Source organism: Bilifractor sp. LCP19S3_H10, assembly GCF_052119185.1.
GTDB lineage: Bacteria > Bacillota > Clostridia > Lachnospirales > Lachnospiraceae > Bilifractor.
This window is the reverse complement of sequence record NZ_JBQKFT010000005.1, coordinates 185,285-204,930: the sequence shown is the minus strand read 5'-3', so window position 1 is coordinate 204,930 and position 19,646 is coordinate 185,285. Positions and strand designations below refer to the sequence as shown.

Annotated in this window: 21 protein-coding genes; 1 reads left to right on the top strand and 20 read right to left on the bottom strand. The window is 51.0% G+C overall.

The annotated features are described in order from the left end of the window. Positions 1 to 10 precede the first annotated feature (10 nt). From ACTQZS_RS06120 to mtaB, 9 genes are all read right to left on the bottom strand, one after another. On the bottom strand, positions 11 to 1,252 hold the full coding sequence (locus ACTQZS_RS06120) for a peptidase U32 family protein (protein WP_441475026.1): 1,242 nt from the start codon (positions 1,250 to 1,252) through the stop codon (positions 11 to 13). Between the two features lie 99 nt (positions 1,253 to 1,351). After that, positions 1,352 to 2,008, bottom strand: a complete 657-nt coding sequence (locus ACTQZS_RS06115; RefSeq protein WP_441475025.1) for an O-methyltransferase — start codon at positions 2,006 to 2,008, stop codon at positions 1,352 to 1,354. A 273-nt stretch (positions 2,009 to 2,281) separates the two neighbouring features. Then, positions 2,282 to 2,740, bottom strand: coding sequence for an endolytic transglycosylase MltG (locus ACTQZS_RS06110; protein WP_441475024.1), 459 nt, complete (start codon positions 2,738 to 2,740; stop codon positions 2,282 to 2,284). A gap of 35 nt (positions 2,741 to 2,775) precedes the next feature. Then, entirely contained in the window at positions 2,776 to 3,105 is a 330-nt protein-coding gene (locus ACTQZS_RS06105) for a YlbF family regulator (protein WP_441475023.1), read from the bottom strand. Between the two features lies 1 nt (position 3,106). After that, the gene (locus tag ACTQZS_RS06100; protein ID WP_441475022.1) at positions 3,107 to 4,774 is read right to left on the bottom strand and encodes a ribonuclease J; all 1,668 of its coding nucleotides are present in this window, start codon (positions 4,772 to 4,774) and stop codon (positions 3,107 to 3,109) included. Positions 4,775 to 4,798: 24 nt separating this feature from the next. Then, positions 4,799 to 5,053 carry a DUF1292 domain-containing protein gene (locus tag ACTQZS_RS06095; RefSeq protein ID WP_441099859.1) on the bottom strand — a complete coding sequence of 85 codons (255 nt, stop codon included), beginning with the start codon at positions 5,051 to 5,053 and terminating at the stop codon, positions 4,799 to 4,801. A gap of 13 nt (positions 5,054 to 5,066) precedes the next feature. After that, the gene (gene ruvX / locus ACTQZS_RS06090) at positions 5,067 to 5,519 is read right to left on the bottom strand and encodes a Holliday junction resolvase RuvX (RefSeq protein WP_441475021.1); all 453 of its coding nucleotides are present in this window, start codon (positions 5,517 to 5,519) and stop codon (positions 5,067 to 5,069) included. Continuing rightward, the gene (locus tag ACTQZS_RS06085) at positions 5,519 to 5,791 is read right to left on the bottom strand and encodes an IreB family regulatory phosphoprotein (protein ID WP_441099863.1); all 273 of its coding nucleotides are present in this window, start codon (positions 5,789 to 5,791) and stop codon (positions 5,519 to 5,521) included. Before ACTQZS_RS06085 ends, ruvX begins: the two co-directional genes overlap by 1 nt. Positions 5,792 to 5,992: 201 nt before the next feature. Further along, positions 5,993 to 7,330: a tRNA (N(6)-L-threonylcarbamoyladenosine(37)-C(2))-methylthiotransferase MtaB gene (gene mtaB / locus ACTQZS_RS06080; RefSeq protein ID WP_441475020.1), complete on the bottom strand. Its 1,338-nt coding sequence runs from the start codon at positions 7,328 to 7,330 to the stop codon at positions 5,993 to 5,995. 66 nt (positions 7,331 to 7,396) lie between these two features. Here mtaB and ACTQZS_RS06075 point away from each other — a divergent pair, with 66 nt between their 5' ends. Next, positions 7,397 to 7,636 carry an HPr family phosphocarrier protein gene (locus ACTQZS_RS06075; protein ID WP_441099867.1) on the top strand — a complete coding sequence of 80 codons (240 nt, stop codon included), beginning with the start codon at positions 7,397 to 7,399 and terminating at the stop codon, positions 7,634 to 7,636. Between the two features lie 459 nt (positions 7,637 to 8,095). Here the strand turns inward: ACTQZS_RS06075 and thiI are convergent, their stop codons facing one another. From thiI to ACTQZS_RS06020, 11 genes are all read right to left on the bottom strand, one after another. Then, positions 8,096 to 9,289, bottom strand: a complete 1,194-nt coding sequence (thiI, locus tag ACTQZS_RS06070; RefSeq protein WP_441475041.1) for a tRNA uracil 4-sulfurtransferase ThiI — start codon at positions 9,287 to 9,289, stop codon at positions 8,096 to 8,098. 103 nt (positions 9,290 to 9,392) lie between these two features. Next, positions 9,393 to 10,550, bottom strand: coding sequence for a cysteine desulfurase family protein (locus ACTQZS_RS06065; protein WP_441475019.1), 1,158 nt, complete (start codon positions 10,548 to 10,550; stop codon positions 9,393 to 9,395). Positions 10,551 to 10,605: 55 nt separating this feature from the next. Beyond that, entirely contained in the window at positions 10,606 to 11,346 is a 741-nt protein-coding gene (locus ACTQZS_RS06060; protein ID WP_441475018.1) for a 16S rRNA (uracil(1498)-N(3))-methyltransferase, read from the bottom strand. A 15-nt stretch (positions 11,347 to 11,361) separates the two neighbouring features. Next, positions 11,362 to 12,321, bottom strand: coding sequence for a 50S ribosomal protein L11 methyltransferase (gene prmA / locus ACTQZS_RS06055; protein ID WP_441475017.1), 960 nt, complete (start codon positions 12,319 to 12,321; stop codon positions 11,362 to 11,364). 14 nt (positions 12,322 to 12,335) lie between these two features. After that, positions 12,336 to 12,833, bottom strand: a complete 498-nt coding sequence (locus tag ACTQZS_RS06050) for a hypothetical protein (protein ID WP_441475016.1) — start codon at positions 12,831 to 12,833, stop codon at positions 12,336 to 12,338. Beyond that, the gene (dnaJ, locus tag ACTQZS_RS06045) at positions 12,814 to 13,968 is read right to left on the bottom strand and encodes a molecular chaperone DnaJ (RefSeq protein WP_441475015.1); all 1,155 of its coding nucleotides are present in this window, start codon (positions 13,966 to 13,968) and stop codon (positions 12,814 to 12,816) included. Before dnaJ ends, ACTQZS_RS06050 begins: the two co-directional genes overlap by 20 nt. A 105-nt stretch (positions 13,969 to 14,073) precedes the next feature. Next, a complete protein-coding gene (gene dnaK, locus ACTQZS_RS06040; protein ID WP_441475014.1) occupies positions 14,074 to 15,963 on the bottom strand; it encodes a molecular chaperone DnaK in 1,890 nt (629 codons plus the stop codon). 38 nt (positions 15,964 to 16,001) lie between these two features. Beyond that, a complete protein-coding gene (gene grpE, locus ACTQZS_RS06035) occupies positions 16,002 to 16,679 on the bottom strand; it encodes a nucleotide exchange factor GrpE (RefSeq protein WP_441475040.1) in 678 nt (225 codons plus the stop codon). Positions 16,680 to 16,859: 180 nt separating this feature from the next. Beyond that, positions 16,860 to 17,954: a heat-inducible transcriptional repressor HrcA gene (gene hrcA / locus ACTQZS_RS06030; RefSeq protein ID WP_441475013.1), complete on the bottom strand. Its 1,095-nt coding sequence runs from the start codon at positions 17,952 to 17,954 to the stop codon at positions 16,860 to 16,862. Positions 17,955 to 18,665: 711 nt separating this feature from the next. Further along, positions 18,666 to 19,025, bottom strand: coding sequence for a cupin domain-containing protein (locus ACTQZS_RS06025; protein WP_441475012.1), 360 nt, complete (start codon positions 19,023 to 19,025; stop codon positions 18,666 to 18,668). A gap of 96 nt (positions 19,026 to 19,121) precedes the next feature. Then, complete coding sequence (locus ACTQZS_RS06020; protein ID WP_441099885.1) at positions 19,122 to 19,610, bottom strand: deoxycytidylate deaminase; 489 nt, start codon at positions 19,608 to 19,610, stop codon at positions 19,122 to 19,124. Between the last annotated feature and the right edge of the window lie 36 nt (positions 19,611 to 19,646).

Sequence of the window (19,646 nt, the reverse complement as noted above, 5' to 3'; positions counted from 1 at the left end):
ATGTAGCAGATCACTCTGCTTCCTTCTTCATGCGAAGGATATCATTGACATCCGCTTTCTGCCCGAGGTCTACGTGCAGTTCCTGCTGCGGATGCGGCGCCGAGTCCATGGACTCGCCGTTTTCGTTATAAATTGCCCGAACAGTCACCTCTACATTCCGGCCGTCCGGCTTCATAATCTCAATCCTGTCTCCGGTCCGGAATTTGTTCTTCTGTCCGATCACAGCATATCCATTTTCATCCGTCGCGGATACGACACCCAGATACGTGTAGTTTGTGATATAGGTGTTGCTGTCATAGATCTGGTCCTCTTCGGACGGCTTTCCGTAGAAGAAGCCGGTCGTGAACCTGCGGAACGTGCAGTCCGCGATCTGCTCCTGATACCAGGGGAGATTTTTCTCATAGAGTGCGGGATCCCTGGCATAGTCGTCGATTGCCTTGCGATAGGTGCGGGCAACCGTCGCGACATACAAGGCTGTTTTCATTCTTCCCTCGATCTTGAAGCTGTCAATACCGGCAGTCATCAGATCCGGGATATGTTCAATCATACACAGATCCTTTGAATTGAAAATGTACGTGCCGCGCTCATTTTCCTCGATCGGAAGATACTCTCCCGGCCGGCTCTCCTCCATGACAGCATATTTCCACCGGCAAGGATGGGTACATGCTCCTCTGTTCGCGTCTCTGCCCGTAAAATAATTCGACAGAAGGCATCTTCCCGAATACGATATGCACATTGCTCCGTGAATAAAGGTCTCAATCTCCATGTCCTTCGGAATCTGTCTGCGCATCTCGCGGATCTCCTCCAGGGACAGTTCACGGGCAGTTACCACTCGTTTTGCCCCCTGCCGGTACCAGAACCTGGCAGATGCCCAGTTGGTATTGTTTGCCTGTGTGCTGATATGCCGCTCGATCCCGGGGCACTCTTCTCCCGCGATATCGAAAATACCCGGGTCCGCGATAATCAGCGCATCCGGCTGAAGCTCGTTGAGCTCGCGCAGATACAGACGGACGCCCTCCAGATCATCATTGTGTGCCAGAATATTCACCGTCACATGTACACGAACTCCGTGGCTGTGCGCGTAACGGATTCCTTCCGCCATATCCTCGTGATTGAAATTTTTTGCCTTGGCCCGAAGCCCATAGACATCTCCACCGATATAAACCGCATCCGCGCCAAAAGCAACCGCTACCTTCAGCACTTCGAGACAGCTCGCCGGGATCAGAAGCTCCGGCTTTCCGTTTGCAAGCATAAATAATCTCTCCTGTCTTTGATCTGTGACACCGGCTCTGTCCGCAAGAGAAAAATCTCCCGTGCGGACCTGTCAGGCGAAATCCGCCGCCGTGTCAGTTTAAATTTCCTCCGGCTGCTTCATGACTGAGATGGAGATACCATCTCCGAGCGGGACGATACTCGTCTCCAGACACCTGTCATCTTTCAAAGCCCGGAGATAATCTCTCATCCGCTTATAAATCGTTCGCTTTCTCCGCTCCACAATATAATGAGACTCGATAATATCTCCCTCCTGGAGAACGTTATCGGAAATCAAAACGCTTCCCGGACGCATCAGCCGGAGCACTTCCGGGAGGAAATGAATATACTGTCCCTTAGCCGCATCCATGAAAATGAAATCATACGGCCCCGCAAGCGTCTTCAGGACATCTGCCGCATCTCCCTCCAGAAGAGTAATCCGGTCCTCATATCCCGATTTTCGAAAATTCTCGCGCGCGACAGGGATCCGCTTCTCATAGTTCTCAATCGTTGTGATCCTGCTGGATTCCGGCCCGCAGGCGGCCATCAGGATCGTAGAGAAACCGATCGCAGTGCCGACCTCAAGGATCCTCTGAGGCCGCTGAATCCGGAGAAATACTTTCAGGAAGCTCTGCATCTCCCGGCGGATAATCGGGACATTATCCTCTGCCGCCGTCTCCCGGAGTTCTTCCAGAAAAGGGGTAAGCCCATGATCCAGAGAATTGATGAAGGTTATCATCCGTTCATCTACAATCATTCTGTCACCTCCCACAAAAGGGCCGCCGCACGAACTTTTCGCTGTTTCCGAGCGTCTTTCGTGCAGCAGCCCTGTCTTATACCGATAAACCGCACGCCCGTCCGGCGCGAAACAGTCTTCAGTCTGCCTATATGTATCATCCGGCAGCTGTCATACCATCATGACAGCAATGCTCAGCTCCGGTGTCTCTATGCCGGACTGCCGCGTTATGCGCCGATGCACCTTCTGTCCCCGGCGCCCATCATGGACCGCCTATGACACAGATATACACCGTTATTGCGCTGATGTCGATTCCACGCTGTCAGCCGAAACATTATCCGGAGTGTCAGAGTCCTCCTCCTGCGCAAGGATCGGGAACATATCATCCGCGGTCATGGACGTTCGAAGAGTGTATGTTCCGGGCAGGATCTCCCCGTGATAACCGGAAATCAATTCCTGAACCACAAATGCGTTTGCGCTCTCATTCAGAAGCCCGTTGGAAATCAGAAGCTTGCCGATCTGCCGCACCGACATATCATCTGTAATCGTTACGGTAACCGCCCGGCCGTCTCCGGAATCCACAGCCTTCTCATCAAAGATTTCATAGCCGAGCGAATAAGCCTGTTTCCCCAGATAGACCAGAATCATAATCAACGCGATGATGACAAGAATCCTGACAACACCCTTTATTCCACCCAGTGCAAGACGATATCCCAGGCTGTCATCCTTCTCTTCCCTTTTCCCTGCTGCCATTAAAAACTCCTTACCTTCCTGAATCGCCGTCCGGCTCACATGGGAACTTCTACATGGACTTCCCGGTTAATCGCGTTCATGACACGCTGAACCATTCTGCAGACAGCGCTCTCAGCATCCAGATAATCCGCTGCAATCTCATTGCGCAGGAGCGGCGAATACTCGTTAAGCACATAATCCGTCTCGTCATAGAGATCTCTGCCTGAGGTCTGCATCTCGTAGACCTTACGCCTGTACTCGTTGATTTTCTGCCTGAGCTCAGGCATCTCCTTCAGCTGGTTCTCAAGATTCCGGTACCTGATAAAGTCCTCACTCTGTTCCAGAGCCTGAATGAGCTCCTCCGCCTTCTCCTTCACGCTGTCCATCTTATGCCTCCATAATGATCGGCAGTATCATCGGATTGCGCTGCGTACGCTTCCATACAAAACTTCCCAGTGAATCCTTGATTGCCGATTTCAGCTTTCCCCAGTCAGTGATGTGATGTTCCAGGCAGTCGTTCAGAGCGTCCTCAACGATCAGTCTTGCTTCATCCATCAGATCCTCAGACTCCCTTACATAGACAAAGCCTCTGGACACAATGTCCGGACCGGCAAGAAGCTGTCTGCCGTATTTCTCAAGGGTGAGAACGACAATCAGAATACCATCCTCGGACAGATGCTGTCTGTCCCGAAGGACAATATTTCCGACATCACCGACTCCGAGTCCGTCAACCATAATCTCGCCCGTCTCAACCTTACCGGTCACCTTGGCTGACTTCTGATCCAGTTCAAGCACATCTCCGGTCTTCATGACGAAGATATTCTCCTTCGGAATACCCAGCTGAAGTGCCAGATTCTTCTGCGCTATCAGATGGCGGTACTCGCCGTGGACCGGAATTGCGTACTTCGGCTTAACCAGGGAGTAAATCAGCTTGATGTCCTCCTGGCAGGCATGTCCCGATACATGAACATCCTGGAAAATAACCTCCGCGCCTTTTTCATACAGCTCATTGATGACATTGGAGACCGCCTTCTCATTTCCGGGAATCGGATGAGAGGAGAATACAATCAGATCGCCGGGCTTAATTGTCACCTTCTTGTGGATGTCCGCCGCCATTCTCGACAGGGCTGCCATAGACTCTCCCTGGCTTCCGGTGGTGACAAGCACCATCTGACTGTCCGGATAATTTCTCATCTGATTGATATCGATGAGCGTATTCTGCGGCACATTCAGATATCCGAGTTCCTGTGCGATGGAGATGATATTCACCATGCTTCTGCCTTCTACAACGACCTTACGGCCGAATTTGCAGGCGGAATTGATGATCTGCTGTACACGGTCAACATTTGAGGCAAATGTGGCAATGATCAGACGCTGATTCCTGTGTTCGGAAAAAATCTGATCAAAGGTTCTGCCGACCGTGCGCTCCGACATCGTATAACCGGGCCGCTCCGCGTTTGTGCTGTCGCACATCAGCGCAAGAACGCCCTTCTTTCCGATCTCGGCAAAACGCTGCAGATCAATCGCATCACCAAATACCGGTGTATAATCCACCTTGAAATCTCCGGTATGCACGATTGTCCCGGCGGGTGAATAGATGGCAAGCGCTGCCGCATCCTGAATACTGTGGTTCGTCTTGATGAATTCAATCCGGAAGTGTCCGAGATTGATCGACTGTCCGAAACGGATCGTCTTCATCTTCGTACTCTTAAGCATGTTGTGCTCTTCAAGCTTGTGGCTGATCAGACCGATCGTGAGCTTGGTCGCGTAAATCGGAACGTTAATCTCACGCAGCACATACGGAAGTGCACCGATGTGATCCTCATGACCGTGGGTGATCACAAACCCCTTCACCTTGCGGATATTCTGCTTTAAATAAGTAATATCCGGAATAACCAGATCAATTCCGAGCATATCGTCATCGGGGAAGGCCAGACCGCAGTCCACCACCACAATGCTGTCCTCGTACTCGAATGCAGTGATGTTCATGCCGATTTCTTCCAGACCGCCCAGCGGAATGATCTTCAGCTTACTCGTATTTTCTTTTCCTTTCAAATTATACCTCCGTTCATTTTTTATTCACTCAAAAGACACGTCGTCCATCATCTGCTCGAAAATGCGTGCCACCGCCTCGTACTCCACATCATCTTCGACCATCACATACCGTGCTTCCGCCTCGCCGTCTTCCGAGAGATCCTTCATAATATAGGCGTTTGCCTCCTCGCCGTCAGAATCGGTCACGAGAAGATAATCCACGCCGCCTACCCGCGTTTCTTCCTCAACGAAAAACTCCTGCTTTTCTCCGTCTTCCGTTTCAAATAAAATTTTTTCCATAGAAATCCGATACTTATCCTTTATCTGTTTCCGTTGTTTCCTGTCCGCCGCAGTTGTCGAGCCATTCCTGCAGAATGATGCCTGCCGCGATCTGATCGATCACCGCCTTGCGGTTGTGCCTGCCCCGTACATCCATCTCGTCAAGAATCTCATCCGCCGCCACGGTCGTAAGCCTTTCGTCCCACATGATAACCGGAAGTCCGGTTCTCCGGTGCACAAGCTCACCAAATTCCGTTGCCTTCTCAGCACGCTCTCCGGGTTCGTCATTCATATTCAGAGGAAGTCCGACCACAATCTTCTCCACCTGATATTCTCTGCAGATTTCTCCGATCCTGGCGAGCGTCTGCCGAAGCTTGCTCTCTCTTTGACGGACAATCGTCTCCACTGCCTGAGCTGTCAGACCGAGCGGGTCACTGACTGCCACGCCTACCGTTACAGACCCGTAATCCAGTCCCAGGATCCGCATTATCTGGTCTCTTTCCAGGATTCGTTCCGAATGTACTCCTTAAGAAGCTCCTCGACCAGCTCATCGCGTTCCACCTTCATGATCATGCTTCTCGCACCATTATGACTGGTAATGTAGGTCGGATCGCCTGACATGATATAGCCGACGATCTGATTCACAGGGTTGTATCCCTTCTCCTCCATTGCGTGATATACAAGATCCAGAACCTTTTTCACGGAAATCTCATTTTCTGTATTTACTCTGAAAAATTGTGTGTTGCCTAAATCTGTCATCCTTATTCACATCCTTACTTATTCTGCAAAGAACTGCCAAGCTGCATCCGGCGTGACAAGCTGTATAAGCCTCACACCTCCCGCACACGTCCGAACACTCGTAATGATTCATTATAAACCAGATGTCCCGGATTGGCAACCCGGCAGCACATCTTTCCTGATTCCGGAAAGTCCACCGTAAAAGTTCGCAGCAGATTCTGCTCACACCGCAAGCAGGTACTCCTCTGACACAAGCGCCTGCGGTGTAACCACCATCATCTGATTCGTAAGATCTCTGGTATCGGCGAGCAGTATCTTCTGATACTCTCTTCCATGACCTGTCCAGTATTTCCTGCCCTCCAGTTCGATCTGCTCTTCAAACAGAACCTCAACCGGCCTTCCAATATAATAATTCAGGAATTCCTTTCTGCGCCGGATGTCTGTCTCCCGAAGCACGGCTCCCCTCTGTTTCTTGACCGCCTCCGTGTTCTGTTCCTTCATTGCGGCCGCCTTAGTGCCCTCTCGGCGGGAGTATGGAAAAATATGTGTCTCAAAAAAATGTACCTCTGACACAAATCTGCGGGATTCCTCAAAATCCTCCTCTGTCTCCCCGGGGAAACCGGTTATGATATCTGTCGTAATCGCGGGATGCTCATAATACTTCCTTAAAAGCCGAACTACCTCCATGAACTTCTCCGGAGTATAATGACGGTTCATATCCCGGAGCGTCCTGGCACATCCACTCTGAAGGGAAAGGTGAAAATGCGGGCAAACCTTGCGCAGCCCGCTGAGGCTCCGGATTACATTCTCGCTCATCGAACCGGGTTCAAGGGAGCCCAGACGAATTCTTTCAATTCCGCTGACATCGTGAATAGCGCGCAGCAACGCAACCAGATCTTCTCCTTCTCCCATATCCCGTCCATAGGAGCACAGATGAATTCCCGTGACCACAATCTCCCGAACTCCGGAAGCCGCTAGCCTCATGACCTCTTCCCGCACATCCGGAATCTTGCGGCTCCGCACACGGCCTCTGGCATAGGGGATGATACAATAGCTGCAAAACTGATTGCAGCCGTCCTGCACTTTGATAAAAGCTCTGGTATGCTCCTCCGTACGGTCGATCTGAAGGTTCTCATACATCCTGTCCACGGACCAGTCGCTGGTATCCAGCTGCTTTTCGCCGCTGCTTCTGAACTGCTCCAGTTCACGAATCAAATCTTCCTTGCGGTTGCTTCCAATGACGAGATCAATGGCAGGGTCCTTCTCAAGTTCCTCCCCTCTGACCTGTGCGTAACATCCCACGGCCACCACGATTGCTTCCGGATTCATTTTCTTCGCCTTATGCAGCATCTGCCTCGATTTCCGGTCCGCTATATTGGTTACGGTACATGTATTGATTACATATATATCCGCACCGGGTTCAAATGGCACGATATCATATCCGGCCTTCTCCAGCATCTGCTGCATCGCCTCCAGCTCGTAGGCATTTACCTTGCACCCCAGATTATGAAGAGCCGCCTTTTTTCCTCTTGACACCTTGACTTTTCTCCTGTTTACCATTAAGATTATTTAAGCAAATGCTTAAGAAAACTACTGCAATTTCGATATAATAAGGGAGGATATTAAATGCAAACGGTACAGATTTCATTAAATTCAATCGATAAAGTAAAGAACTTTGTAAACGCCATTTCAAAGTTTGACTTTGACTTTGATCTTGTGTCCGGCAGATATGTCATCGACGCGAAGTCCATCATGGGTATCTTCAGCCTTGATCTTTCCAAACCGATTGATCTGAACATCCACACGGAAGGCTCCGAGCTTGAGTCTGTCATGGAGGTTCTTAAACCGTATCTGATCGAGCAGTAATCCTCTGCCCACTCCATCCGGCATATATCGGAAATGACGGGAACATCGGAAGATGCAGGAAGCGCAACCGCGCTCCCCTGCATCTTTTTTCGTGTATAAGCTCTTCGAAAACGCAGACAGGATCGTCGCACGCGAAGCGCGCGTAAGAGACTGTATGCGATTTCGAAGGCAACAGGTATGAGCACGAAGTGACGCGCAAGCGGCACAGAAGTGCGAATATGCGCGGGCAGTGAGCCACAGCCGCTCACACATAGTGTGAAGCGGTGGGGCGAACGCCGCGACAGACTGACGAAGTCGGTCACCTGTAGGATTGCGAGAGTGCGAAGCACGGAGCAATCCGTAGCTTATACACTTTGTGATACAATATGTTCTTGGCCCGCGGGGAGCTTGCTCACCAGTGGGCAAGAACATTAGCGACGACAACAGGTATGAGCATGGAGCGGTGCGAAGCACCGCTCCTTATTCCTCTCCGTCCACCACAATCGTTTCCGTCGTCTCAATTGCTTCCTTCATCAGCGGCTCGATGACATCATCCAGCTTATGTTCCGAGTGCTCGATAACCTTCAGAATCGGATGGGTCACGGGATGCTTTGCGACAAAGATCGTACAGCAATCCTCGTAGGGAAGGATCGAAGTATCAAAGGTCCCGATCTGCTGTGCCCGATCCACGATCTCCTGCTTGTCAAAGCCGATCAGCGGACGGTAAACGGGAAGCGTACACACGGCATTGGTACACAGAAGACTCTGCGCCGTCTGACTGGCAACCTGACCAATACTTTCTCCTGTGATCAGTCCCAACGCGCCGTCCTGTCCGGCAAAAATTTCCGCGATCCGCATCATGTATCTTCTCATGATAATCGTGAGCTCCTCGTGCGGACATTTTTCATAGATTGCCATCTGGATATCCGTGAAATTCACAATGTGAAGTCGTATCTGTCCGGCATATCTCGCCACGAGCTTTGCCAAATCAACGACCTTCTGCTTTGCCCGCTCACTGGTGTACGGCGGCGCATGGAAATACACCGCATCGATCTTTACTCCGCGCTTTGCGATCATATACCCCGCAACCGGAGAATCGATTCCTCCCGATAACAGAAGCTCCGCGCTTCCGTTCGATCCCACGGGCATTCCTCCCGGCCCGGGTATTGTCTCGGAGTAGACATAAATACTCTGACGCACTTCTACGGAAAGCACCACATCCGGATTGTGTACATCAACCTTCATCCACGGGCAGCCGAGAAGCACCGCCTCGCCCAGATCTGCATTGAGTTCCATGGAATCATGAGGATATTTCTTGTTCGGCCTTCTGGCAACTACCTTGAAGGTTCTCGGAGTTCCCTCCGGATAGACGGTTCTCACAAACTCCGCAACCTGTGCCTTGACGTTGTCGTAATCCATATTCTCGATGATCAGTACCGGGCTGATACCCGCGATCCCGAACACCGTCTTCAGCGCCTCTATCGCGCCCTCATAGTCGAAGTCACCATCGGTGCGGACGTAGATTCTTCCCATTTCTCTGGTGACATCAAAGGTACCGTCTACTCTCTTCAGAGCTCTGACAATATGATGCACAAGCGCGTCCTCAAAGAGATGCCTGTTCTTTCCTTTGATACCAATCTCCGCATATTTGATTAAAAATGCCTGATACATAATTTTTCTTTCCTTTTTGCTTTCCTGCACGCGCTGCTGCCCGATCTTCCGAAACGTCCGCCGCGCATCACTTCCCGTTGAATCTTCAAAGCCGCGCCGCCGTATCTTATTTTCTGGTGAATCTCCGGAGCTGCGGCACCACTTCATGGAGTACCCCGATGGTATAATCAATTTCCTCCATCGCCGTCAGCTCGGAGAAGCTGAACCGCACCGAAGACTCCATGATTTCTCTCGGTGCATGAATTGCCTCCATAGTTGCGCTTCCTCCCCGCCTGTGGCTGGAACAGGCGCTTCCCGCAGAAACGCTGATTCCTCTGGACTCCAGGGTGTGCAGAAGCACCTCACTGCGAATTCCCTCGAATGAAATATTCAGAATATGCGGAGCACCCTTCCGGAGATCTGACGGCCCGTTGATATGGATCTTTCCGAGATCCGCTACGCCCTCTGCCAGATGTTCCTTCAGACTGTACATATGCTCCGCGTTTTCCCTGAGCGATGCACAGATTTTCTCCGCGGCGGTACCCAGTCCCGCGATTCCCGGAACATTGTCCGTTCCGGAACGCATTCCATTCTGCTGCCCGCCTCCATAGATCAGCGGATTTATCTTCACCCGCTGATCTATGAACAGAAATCCCGATCCCTTTGGTCCATGGATTTTGTGTCCGCTGACGGAAAGCATATCTATCTTCATTCGTTTTGGATAGATCGGATACTTTCCGAAGGACTGAATCGCGTCTACATGAAAAAAAGTACCCGGATACCGGCTGCGCAGCATTTCGCCGATTTCCGCCACAGGCTCCACAGATCCAATCTCATTATTCACCATCATGACGGACACCAGTATCGTGTCCTCCGTCATTGCATTCTCCAGATCATGAAGATCCAGAACGCCGTCTCTGCCAACTGGAAGCTTGACAATCTCATAGCCCATAGCCTCCAGTGCTGCTGCCGGAGCCGCAATCGCCGAATGCTCAATCGCTGTAGTGATAATCCGTCTGCCTCTGCGCCTGTTCGCGAGCGCCGTCCCGAACAGCGCCCAGTTATCCGACTCCGTGCCGCCGGATGTAAAATAGATCTCGCCCGGCTTTACCTTCAGAATCCCGGACAGAATTTCCGCGCTTTTCCGGATATATTTTTCCGCTTCGACGCCCTTCTGATGCATAGAGGAAGGATTGCCATAATCCTCCAGCATCGTTTTTCTCACGATATCCGCAACCTCCTCGTAGCAGCGGGTTGTTGCCGAATTGTCAAGATATGCTTCCATTTTACCGTTCTTTCCATATAATATTGATACTTTATCACGCGCTGCGGAATCCCCGTCAGTCTCTTTCCAGAAGATACATCAGGATCGACAGCATGGTCATTCCTGCAGTCTCCGTTCTGAGAATTCTCTTGCCGAGAGTAATGGTCGTAAATCCGCTCTTTCTCGCATCCTCAGCTTCCCGCTCATCAAACCCGCCTTCCGGGCCGATCAGGACACCGACAGACTGTCCCGGCCGGATGCCGGACAGAACCGATCGCGTCTTTTCCATTCCGCCCTCCATTTCATAGGGCATCAGCCGGACATCAAGGCTTCGGGAAAATTCCAGTGCCTCCCCGAACGTCATGATATCGTGAACCTCGGGGATGATGAGACGTTTTGACTGCTTGGCCGCGCTCTCTGCAATCTTGTTCCACCGGACCACCTTCTGTGCTGCTCTCTTCCCATCAAGCTTCATGATACACCGCCTGGACGAGACCGGAATCACCGAATATGCTCCCAGTTCGACCGCTTTCTGAACAACGGTCTCCATTTTATCACCTTTGGGAAGACATTGAAACAGGAAAATCCTCGACGGGAGTTCTTTTCCGGGCAGCTGTGCGTCCAGAATCCTGCAGACCACTTCTTTCTCCGACAGAGAAACCACCTCACAGGTATACTCCCACTCATCCTGGCAGGAGATCAGAACCGTTTCGCCCGGACGCATCCGCAGCACATTACGAATATGCTGTACATCCTCTCCCGTAATATGGACCAGACCGTCTTCAATCTGTGACCGGTCCGCAAAAAATCTGTACATATCTCCGCCCCTGTCTTAATCCGGCTTTCTCGCGGTAATCGATACCCACTCACCCTGCTGCGTCTGCTCCACTATTTCAAGCCCCGCCGCCCTGCAGGCATCCAGAACCTTGTACGCCTGATCCTCCAGAATACCGGAGGTGATATAAAGACCGCCCTTCTTCATCGCCGGCACAACCGCCGGAGTCATCGGAACCAGGATATCCGCCAGAATATTAGCCGTAACGATATCATACTTCTCATATCCCGCTCTGTCCCGTGTCTCCTGGTCATCGATCATATTGCCGATGATCATGTCAAAGGCGCCGTCCGGTATATCGTTCGCCTTCCTGTTATCCTCGACCGCAGGCACTGCGCAGGGATCCAGATCGGTTCCAAGCACATGCCCTGCGCCAAACTTGACCGCGACAATTCCGAGAATTCCACTTCCCGTTCCCACATCCAGCATCTCCATACCCGGCTTCACGTATTTCCTGAGCTGACGGATACACAGCTGCGTCGTCTCATGCATTCCGGTTCCAAACGCGGTGCCGGGATCGATGTGAAGGATCATCTTGTCCCTGTCCTCTTCCTTCACCTGCTCCCAGGATGGAATGATCAGGATATCATCCACATAGAACTGTTTGAAATACTGCTTCCAGTTGTTGATCCAGTCCTTATCTTCCGTCTCGGACTCCTCGATCGTTCCCTCCCCGATATCGGTGTAGGAACGCAGTTCGTCCAGAGCTTCCCTTGCCTTCTGAAGGACAGCTTCCGTATCTGTCTCCTCCGGGTCCAGATAAAAATTCAGATATGCGATGCCGTCATCGTCGGGCAGATCAGGCAGAATATCCACAAACATCTGTTCCTTTTCTTCCCTGGTAAGCGGCTTCTTGTCCTCAATCTCAGCACCTTCAATGCCACAGTCATAGAGCGTTGCAATGACTATATCCTCCGCGTCTTCGATTGTCTTTAAACGGTATTTCTTCCATTTCATCTCTGTAAATCCTCTCATTCATCGACATGCTTACCGGATTGCCCGGATGCGCAGTATAAAAACAATTCCCGATAGATCAGCCGTTTCCTCTCAGGGCATACATCGTGTACGGGTCCATTGCAAACAAAAAGAAGCCGCCATAAAAAATGCTTTCTCACCGGCAATGCGGTTTGTATGGGCCCGATGTCGGAGTATAGATACCACACGGTCTTTTTCGTCTCTTGAAGTATAACCGTATTTTCACTTCTTGAAAAGGAATATTTCCTGAAAGAGCGGTTTTTCTGAAAGAGCGATTTTCCTGAAAGAGCAGTTTTGAAATGAGAATGAACAGAGAAATACCTCCTCCCGGACTGCAGGGAGGCTGCCGTACCGGCCCTTCTCAGACCGATGCGACAGCCTCCTGATCTTCCGGCTGGATGCACCGGAAATCTGCTCTTCACTATTACCGTTTGTGGCACTATTACCGTTTGTGGCATGATTATCGTATGGGCGTTACTCTTTTTTCCGCCCAAATCTTACCTTTTTCTTCTTCGGCTCTTCTTCGCTTCCCAGAGAATTGCCGCTTTCGGCATCAAATTCTCTCAGAAGATCCTTTGCCTCTTTTGAAAGATTTGTGGGGGTCTGCACAATCAATGTCACATATTGATCGCCCCGCACATTTTTGTTGTGGATCGATGGAACGCCCTTTCCTCTCAGCCGGATTCTCGTCCCCGTCTGAGTTCCCGGCTTCACCGTATACACCACATCGCCGTCCACCGTATTCAGCCGGATATCCCCGCCAAGTGCAGCCTGCGCAAAGCTGACCGGTGCTGAGGAATAGATATCCACTCCGTCACGCTGAAAAATCGGATGTGGAGCAACCGCTACCTGCACAAGCAGATCCCCTCTCGGGCCTCCGTTTACGCCTGGTTCTCCCTTGTCGCGGATGCGGATGCTCTGTCCGTCATCAATTCCGGCAGGAATATCGACCTGAATTTTCTTTCTGGAGGAAGTGAACCCACTTCCATGACAGTCGGGGCATTTATCACGGATGATCTTTCCGGTTCCTCCGCAATGCGGACAGGTCTGGATATTCTGAATCATACCGAACATGCTCTGCTGGGTCTGCCTGATCTGACCGGTTCCGTGACAATGGGGACAGGTCTCCGGTGAAGTTCCGGGTCTTGCCCCTGAACCGCCGCACGTCTTGCAGGTATCCTTCAGCGTCAGCTCAATTTCCTTCTTGCAGCCGAATACAGCCTCCTCGAATGAAATGTGCACAATGGCTCTCAGAGATGCGCCTCTTCTAGGACCATTGTTCGCGCTGCTTCTTCCGCCGCCGCCGAAAATATCTCCGAAAATGTCGCCGAATCCACCGGAGCCGAAAATGTCATTGAAGTCAAAGCCTCCGAAACCGCCGGCGCCACCGGCGCCGCCATTCTCAAAGGCAGCATGGCCGAACTGATCATACTGTCTTCTCTTGTCCGGATCACTCAGAACGGAATACGCTTCACTGGCTTCCGCAAATTTCTCGGCCGCATCCTTATCTCCGGGATTCATGTCCGGATGATATTTTTTTGCAAGCTTACGATACGCCCGCTTGATGGTCTCCTCATCCGCATTCCTGTCAACCCCCAGGACCTCGTAATAGTCTCTCTTTTCAGCCATTGATTTTCCTCACAATCTGCTTCTGTTTCTAAAAATCAGAGAACGAGTTCCGGCCGAACGGATCGAAACCCGTGACCGGAACATCGCTGTCTCCTGTAATCTGAATCAGACTTCCTTGTAGTCTGCGTCTACGACATCGTCGCCGCCGTTATTGCCTGCGCTACTTCCGCCCTGAGCTCCGCCCTGCGGGCCTGCGCCTGCGCCCGGATTCGGGCCGCCCTGATTCTGCTGCATATTCTCGTACATCTTCGTGAACAGAGCCTGTGAAGAATTCATCAGTTTCTCCTTCGCCGCTTTGATGTCCGTTACCTGCGCGTCGGTCAGACTTCCGTCTGCCGGAGCCTTCGCGAGCAGATCCTTCAGTGCGTTCAGGTCTGCCTCAACGCCGCTCTTCTGATCCGCCGGCACCTTGTCGCCGACTTCCTTCAGAGCCTTCTCTACCTGGAATACCGTCGAATCCGCTTCATTCTTCGTGTCTACGGCTTCCTTTCTCTTCTTGTCCTCAGCCTCGTACTGCGCTGCCTCTTTGACTGCCTTGTCGATCTCCGCGTCGCTCATGCTCGATCCGGAAGTGATCGTGATGTGCTGCTCCTTGCCGGTTCCGAGATCCTTGGCGGATACATTTACAATACCGTTCGCGTCGATATCGAAGGTCACCTCGATCTGCGGAACACCACGCATTGCCGGCGGGATTCCGTCCAGACGGAACTGACCGAGGGACTTGTTGTCTCTGGCGAACTTACGCTCACCCTGTACGACGTTGATATCCACTGCGGTCTGGTTGTCCGCTGCCGTGGAGAAGATCTGGCTCTTCTTTGTCGGAATTGTGGTGTTTCTCGGAATCAGCGGTGTCGCGATTCCTCCCATGGTCTCGATGGAAAGAGTCAGCGGTGTGACATCGAGCAGAAGCACGTCTCCGGCTCCAGCGTCTCCGGCCAGCTTGCCTCCCTGAATCGATGCGCCGATTGCCACGCACTCATCCGGGTTCAGGTTCTTGCTCGGCTCATGTCCGGTCAGCTGTCTTACCTTGTCCTGTACCGCCGGGATACGTGTGGAACCGCCGACCAGAAGGACCTTCGTAAGGTCAGATGCGGTAAGTCCCGCGTCGTTCAGAGCGGTTCTTACCGGCTCCGCGGTCGCTTCCACAAGATCTGCGGTCAGCTCATCGAATTTTGCCTTTGTCAGGTTGAGATCCAGATGCTTTGCGCCGTCCGCCGTAGCGGTGATGAACGGAAGGTTGATGTTCGTGGTGGTTGCGCTGGAAAGCTCGATCTTTGCCTTCTCTGCCGCCTCACGGATTCTCTGCATCGCCATCTTGTCGCCGGAGAGGTCGATGCCTTCCTGCTTCTTGAATTCACTTACGATATAATCGGCAACTCTCTTATCAAAGTCGTCGCCGCCCAGATGGTTATTGCCGGCGGTAGCCAGTACCTCGATGACTCCGTCGCCGATCTCGATGATGGACACATCGAAGGTGCCGCCGCCGAGATCGTATACCATAACCTTCTGCTCTTTCTCATTGTCCAGGCCGTAAGCCAGCGCCGCTGCTGTCGGCTCGTTGATGATACGCTTTACATCAAGTCCGGCGATCTTGCCGGCATCCTTTGTCGCCTGACGCTGTGCGTCATTGAAATATGCCGGGCAGGTGATAACGGCCTCTGTGACCTTTTCTCCAAGATAGCCTTCCGCATCGCTCTTCAGCTTCTGCAGAATCATTGCGGAGATCTCCTGCGGAGTATAGCTCTTGCCGTCAATGGTAACTCTGTAATCGGAGCCCATGTGACGCTTGATCGATGAAATCGTGTGATCCGCGTTTGTAACTGCCTGACGCTTTGCCGGCTCGCCTACCAGACGTTCTCCTGTCTTTGTGAACGCGACAACGGACGGGGTCGTACGGCTTCCTTCCGCGTTTGCGATAACGGTGGGTTTTCCACCTTCCATAACGGCTACACAGCTGTTTGTTGTACCAAGGTCAATACCGATAATTTTTCCCATTCTATTTTCCTCCTGATCGGATCTGCTTTTCTGTAGTGTCAGTTGGCTACCTTCACCATACTGTGACGGACCACAACATCCTTGTACTTATATCCCTTCTGAAGTTCCTGTGTGATGATGTTTTCACCGACATCCGGGTTGTCTTCATGCATTACCGCGTTATGAAGATTCGGATCAAACTCAGCGCCCTCCGCTTCGATGGTCTCGACGCCCATATCTGTCAGGATCTTCGTCATCTGCTTGTAAATCTTGTTCATACCCTGAACAAACGAATCCGACTCATCCGCTCCGGCAAGTCCTCTCTCAAAATTATCGACAACCGGAAGGATCTTCTCGATAACATCTCTCGCGCCCATATCGAACATCTCGGATTTTTCTCTCTCCGTACGCTTGCGGAAATTGTCGAACTCAGCCATCTGACGCTGCAGTCTGTCGGTGAGTTCTTCAATCTTCTCATCCTTTTTGTCTTTTTTTATTTTTTTCCCGGAACCGGATCCTTTCGCATTATTACCATTTTCCACAGAGCCGGCGCTTTTTGCCTCATCCTGCTTCTCTTTGGAATCAGATTCCCCGGCTTCATTCTGCTTTGCCTTCTCTTGGGTCTGATCCGCAGCTTTTCCATTACGAACTCCGTCTTCCTTTTCTGTCTTCTCTTCCTTCATCGTATCTGTTTCTGCTGTACATTTCTCTGTATTTTTTTCTTTTTCTTCGTTCATATGATTATCCTTCTTCATGGCTCTTTTTTCCTCTGCTTCCGGGTCTGCCCCGTCGGCGCCCCGCCTGCTGTTATTCACGTCTGCCATGTCTGTCCCGCCTTTCTGTTTTATTGCTTCTAATCTAATGTGAATCTCCGCATGGATTGAGCACTTCTTCGTGCACTCCCGGATCCCGGTCTGCTAGGACTCTGTGCTGTCATCGATAATACCATGATCGGACGAAGTCTCGAGCTTGGCGTCCCCGTTTCCGAAGAGAGCATTCATCTGTGATTTCAGCTGTTTCAGATTTTCTACTACTTTCTTATAATCCATTCTACGAGGGCCTACAATAGCTACCGTTCCCTTCATCCCGTTTCCAAGATTGTAGTTTGCGGTGACAACGGAGCAGTCCTTCATGCCCTGAATCGGGGATTCGTTCCCGATATAGGCGGTGATCCCGTTCGAGGCTTCCTCGCCCGGGGCCGTCTCGCGGATCATCTCGGCCAGCTCCTTCTTGTCTCCGAACGCGGTCATCAGCTCCTTGGCTTTTCTTGAATCCGCAAGTTCCGGATAATCGAAAATGTTTGTTGCGCCGCTGAGATAGATCGGCATGTCCTCATCTCCCGGCTGTATGGTCTCCGCCACCGCATCGATCACGCTGCTGATAACCTCACTGTGTATACCCGCCTGCTGCTTCATCCGGGTGATCATATCCAGATTGATCTCGCCGATTGTCTTTCCGTTCAGCTCGTTGTTCAGAAGCAGATTCAGTTTCAGAATATCGTCTTCATCAATAGATTCCTTGAGGTCAATCATCTGGTTTTTCACCAGATTTCCCTGTGCCACAACTACCGCAAGAAGCTGTTTCTCATTGATCCGTGACAGCTGAATAAATTTCAATGAATTCTGATGATACGACGGTCCGGCAATCATTGTCGCATAATTGGTGTTCTGTGCCAGCACATCCACGACCTGCTTCAGTATTTTTTCCATACGGTCCGTTTTCTGAATCATCAGCGTCTGTGCTTCGGCATCCTGATTTGTTTTCTGTATCAGCTCATTTACATAAAGCCGATATCCCTTATCGGAGGGAATCCGTCCGGACGAAGTATGCGGCTGAATAATATACCCCATTTCCTCCAGATCCGACATCTCATTTCGGATGGTCGCGGAGCTCAGATTCAGGTCTGTGTATTTGGAAATTGTCCGTGATCCGACAGGCTCTCCCGTCTCCAGGTATGTCTGGATAATAGCCTTTAGAATCGTCTTTTTTCGTTCATCCAAATCTTCTCCCACTCCTTGGCTCCTTTCTTCCTTACTGAGGATTAATCTCCGACAGGATCGTTCCCTCTGCCGGTTTGTCAGCACTCTAAATTGCAGAGTGCTAACGCCTATGTTTCATAAGATAGCACTGCATTATTTTTTTGTCAACTACTTTTGCTGTTGAGTGGTGAATGCGCGGTGAATTGAGCGCGGCGCTAATGGCAAATTATTTTCGGGTTATTCTTATGGCAATTCATCGCAAAAATATTTGAACAACACTCCGGAAGGAATGACCTATCGGAAAATCCAACACATCAGCGAAAGAGATCTCCTTGATCTGTACTACTTCCGAAATGAGGAAGACACCGATTCACAACGAGATAAAACACGCTGCGCGAGTTTTATCTCGCTATCGCGACGCTCGCCGCACACGAATACTTCGCATTCGGCTGCGGCTCACTGTTCGCGTAAAAAAAGCAGGCCGTCACAGTCCCTTGTCTGCTCCAGCCTGCTGCCTGTCGGCATATAATACCGCGCAAGAGCGCAGCTTTATCCCTTGTAATGCTTCTGGTTATAATGCTTCTGCTTGTAATGCTTCTCTTTATAATGTTTCTGTCAAATCATTTACAATGCTTCTATTAAAATAAATGTCAGGGACTTGTCACTGCTTAGTATGACATGTGTCCCTCGCCATATGTCACGTGTCAGATGTCCTTTGCCGCACTGACCATGAATCTGTTCCTGTCAGTCGCTCAGATACCCGGCTTCATTGTAGATCAATGCCATGAACTCCAGATCATCGTCCGAATTGTTCTCCATGCTGTGATACTGTCCGACCTCAATCACGCAGACGTCTCCGGCTGACACATGATAAATCCTGTGGTCATTATCAATAAAGTCACCGTGGCCCTTCAGAATATAGTAAGGCTCCGTGTCATGTACATGCTGATGCCAGCCTACGCTTGCGCCTGGCGGAAGTGTAACCTTTGCGTACATCCTTCCATGCCCCATAAGTTCCTCCCTGGACACGATATGGGAAACCTTTGCTCTTCCTCTTCCTCCTGCAAGGCCATCTACATAAGTAACGTTCTCTTTACGGACCATTTTCTGTCCCCTCCTGTCTGGTTTTTAAAGCCGATGCACCTGTCCTTATCCTGAATATTGAACCCTGACCTGAATGTGCTGACATTCTGTTTTTTCTCAGACACGGATTGTGAGTATCCTGCCCGAGGAGTTATATTTTTCAAACTCTACTCCAGCTGCCTGAAACATCATTTTCGATGCAATGACGGAAGGTGTTTTGTCATACTTGTCATCATCATAGATGACCTTCCGGATTCCCGCCTGGATAATTGCCTTCGCACATTCATTACACGGAAAAAGCGAGACATACAGCTTTGCACCTTCGAGACTTCCGCCCCGGTAATTCAGGATCGCGTTCAGCTCGCTGTGCGTCACATAGACATACTTTGTCTTCAGCGGATCCTCGTTGCTTCTGGCCCACGGAAAGGCATCATCGGAGCAGCCTCTCGGAAATCCATTATAGCCGATGGAAAGAATCTTGTTGTCCTGGCTCACAATACAGCATCCCACCTGGGAATTCGGATCCTTGGAACGCATGCCTGCCAGCTTGGCAACTGCCATAAAATACTCATCCCAGGAAATATAGTCTTTTCGCTTATCTGACATCGTTCCTCCAGCATTCTGTGTATAAGCCCTTCGAAA

Bases quoted from the DNA above. Each gene is read 5' to 3' on its own strand.
- ACTQZS_RS06120 (WP_441475026.1), bottom strand. From the start codon at position 1,252: ATGCTTGCAAACGGAAAGCCGGAGCTTCTGATCCCGGCGAGCTGTCTC.
- ACTQZS_RS06115 (WP_441475025.1), bottom strand. From the start codon at position 2,008: ATGATTGTAGATGAACGGATGATAACCTTCATCAATTCTCTGGATCAT.
- ACTQZS_RS06110 (WP_441475024.1), bottom strand. From the start codon at position 2,740: ATGGCAGCAGGGAAAAGGGAAGAGAAGGATGACAGCCTGGGATATCGT.
- ACTQZS_RS06105 (WP_441475023.1), bottom strand. From the start codon at position 3,105: ATGGACAGCGTGAAGGAGAAGGCGGAGGAGCTCATTCAGGCTCTGGAA.
- ACTQZS_RS06095 (WP_441099859.1), bottom strand. From the start codon at position 5,053: ATGGAAAAAATTTTATTTGAAACGGAAGACGGAGAAAAGCAGGAGTTT.
- ruvX (WP_441475021.1), bottom strand. From the start codon at position 5,519: ATGCGGATCCTGGGACTGGATTACGGGTCTGTAACGGTAGGCGTGGCA.
- ACTQZS_RS06085 (WP_441099863.1), bottom strand. From the start codon at position 5,791: ATGACAGATTTAGGCAACACACAATTTTTCAGAGTAAATACAGAAAAT.
- mtaB (WP_441475020.1), bottom strand. From the start codon at position 7,330: ATGGTAAACAGGAGAAAAGTCAAGGTGTCAAGAGGAAAAAAGGCGGCT.
- ACTQZS_RS06075 (WP_441099867.1), top strand. From the start codon at position 7,397: ATGCAAACGGTACAGATTTCATTAAATTCAATCGATAAAGTAAAGAAC.
- ACTQZS_RS06065 (WP_441475019.1), bottom strand. From the start codon at position 10,550: ATGGAAGCATATCTTGACAATTCGGCAACAACCCGCTGCTACGAGGAG.
- ACTQZS_RS06060 (WP_441475018.1), bottom strand. From the start codon at position 11,346: ATGTACAGATTTTTTGCGGACCGGTCACAGATTGAAGACGGTCTGGTC.
- prmA (WP_441475017.1), bottom strand. From the start codon at position 12,321: ATGAAATGGAAGAAATACCGTTTAAAGACAATCGAAGACGCGGAGGAT.
- dnaJ (WP_441475015.1), bottom strand. From the start codon at position 13,968: ATGGCTGAAAAGAGAGACTATTACGAGGTCCTGGGGGTTGACAGGAAT.
- dnaK (WP_441475014.1), bottom strand. From the start codon at position 15,963: ATGGGAAAAATTATCGGTATTGACCTTGGTACAACAAACAGCTGTGTA.
- grpE (WP_441475040.1), bottom strand. From the start codon at position 16,679: ATGAACGAAGAAAAAGAAAAAAATACAGAGAAATGTACAGCAGAAACA.
- ACTQZS_RS06025 (WP_441475012.1), bottom strand. From the start codon at position 19,025: ATGGTCCGTAAAGAGAACGTTACTTATGTAGATGGCCTTGCAGGAGGA.
- ACTQZS_RS06020 (WP_441099885.1), bottom strand. From the start codon at position 19,610: ATGTCAGATAAGCGAAAAGACTATATTTCCTGGGATGAGTATTTTATG.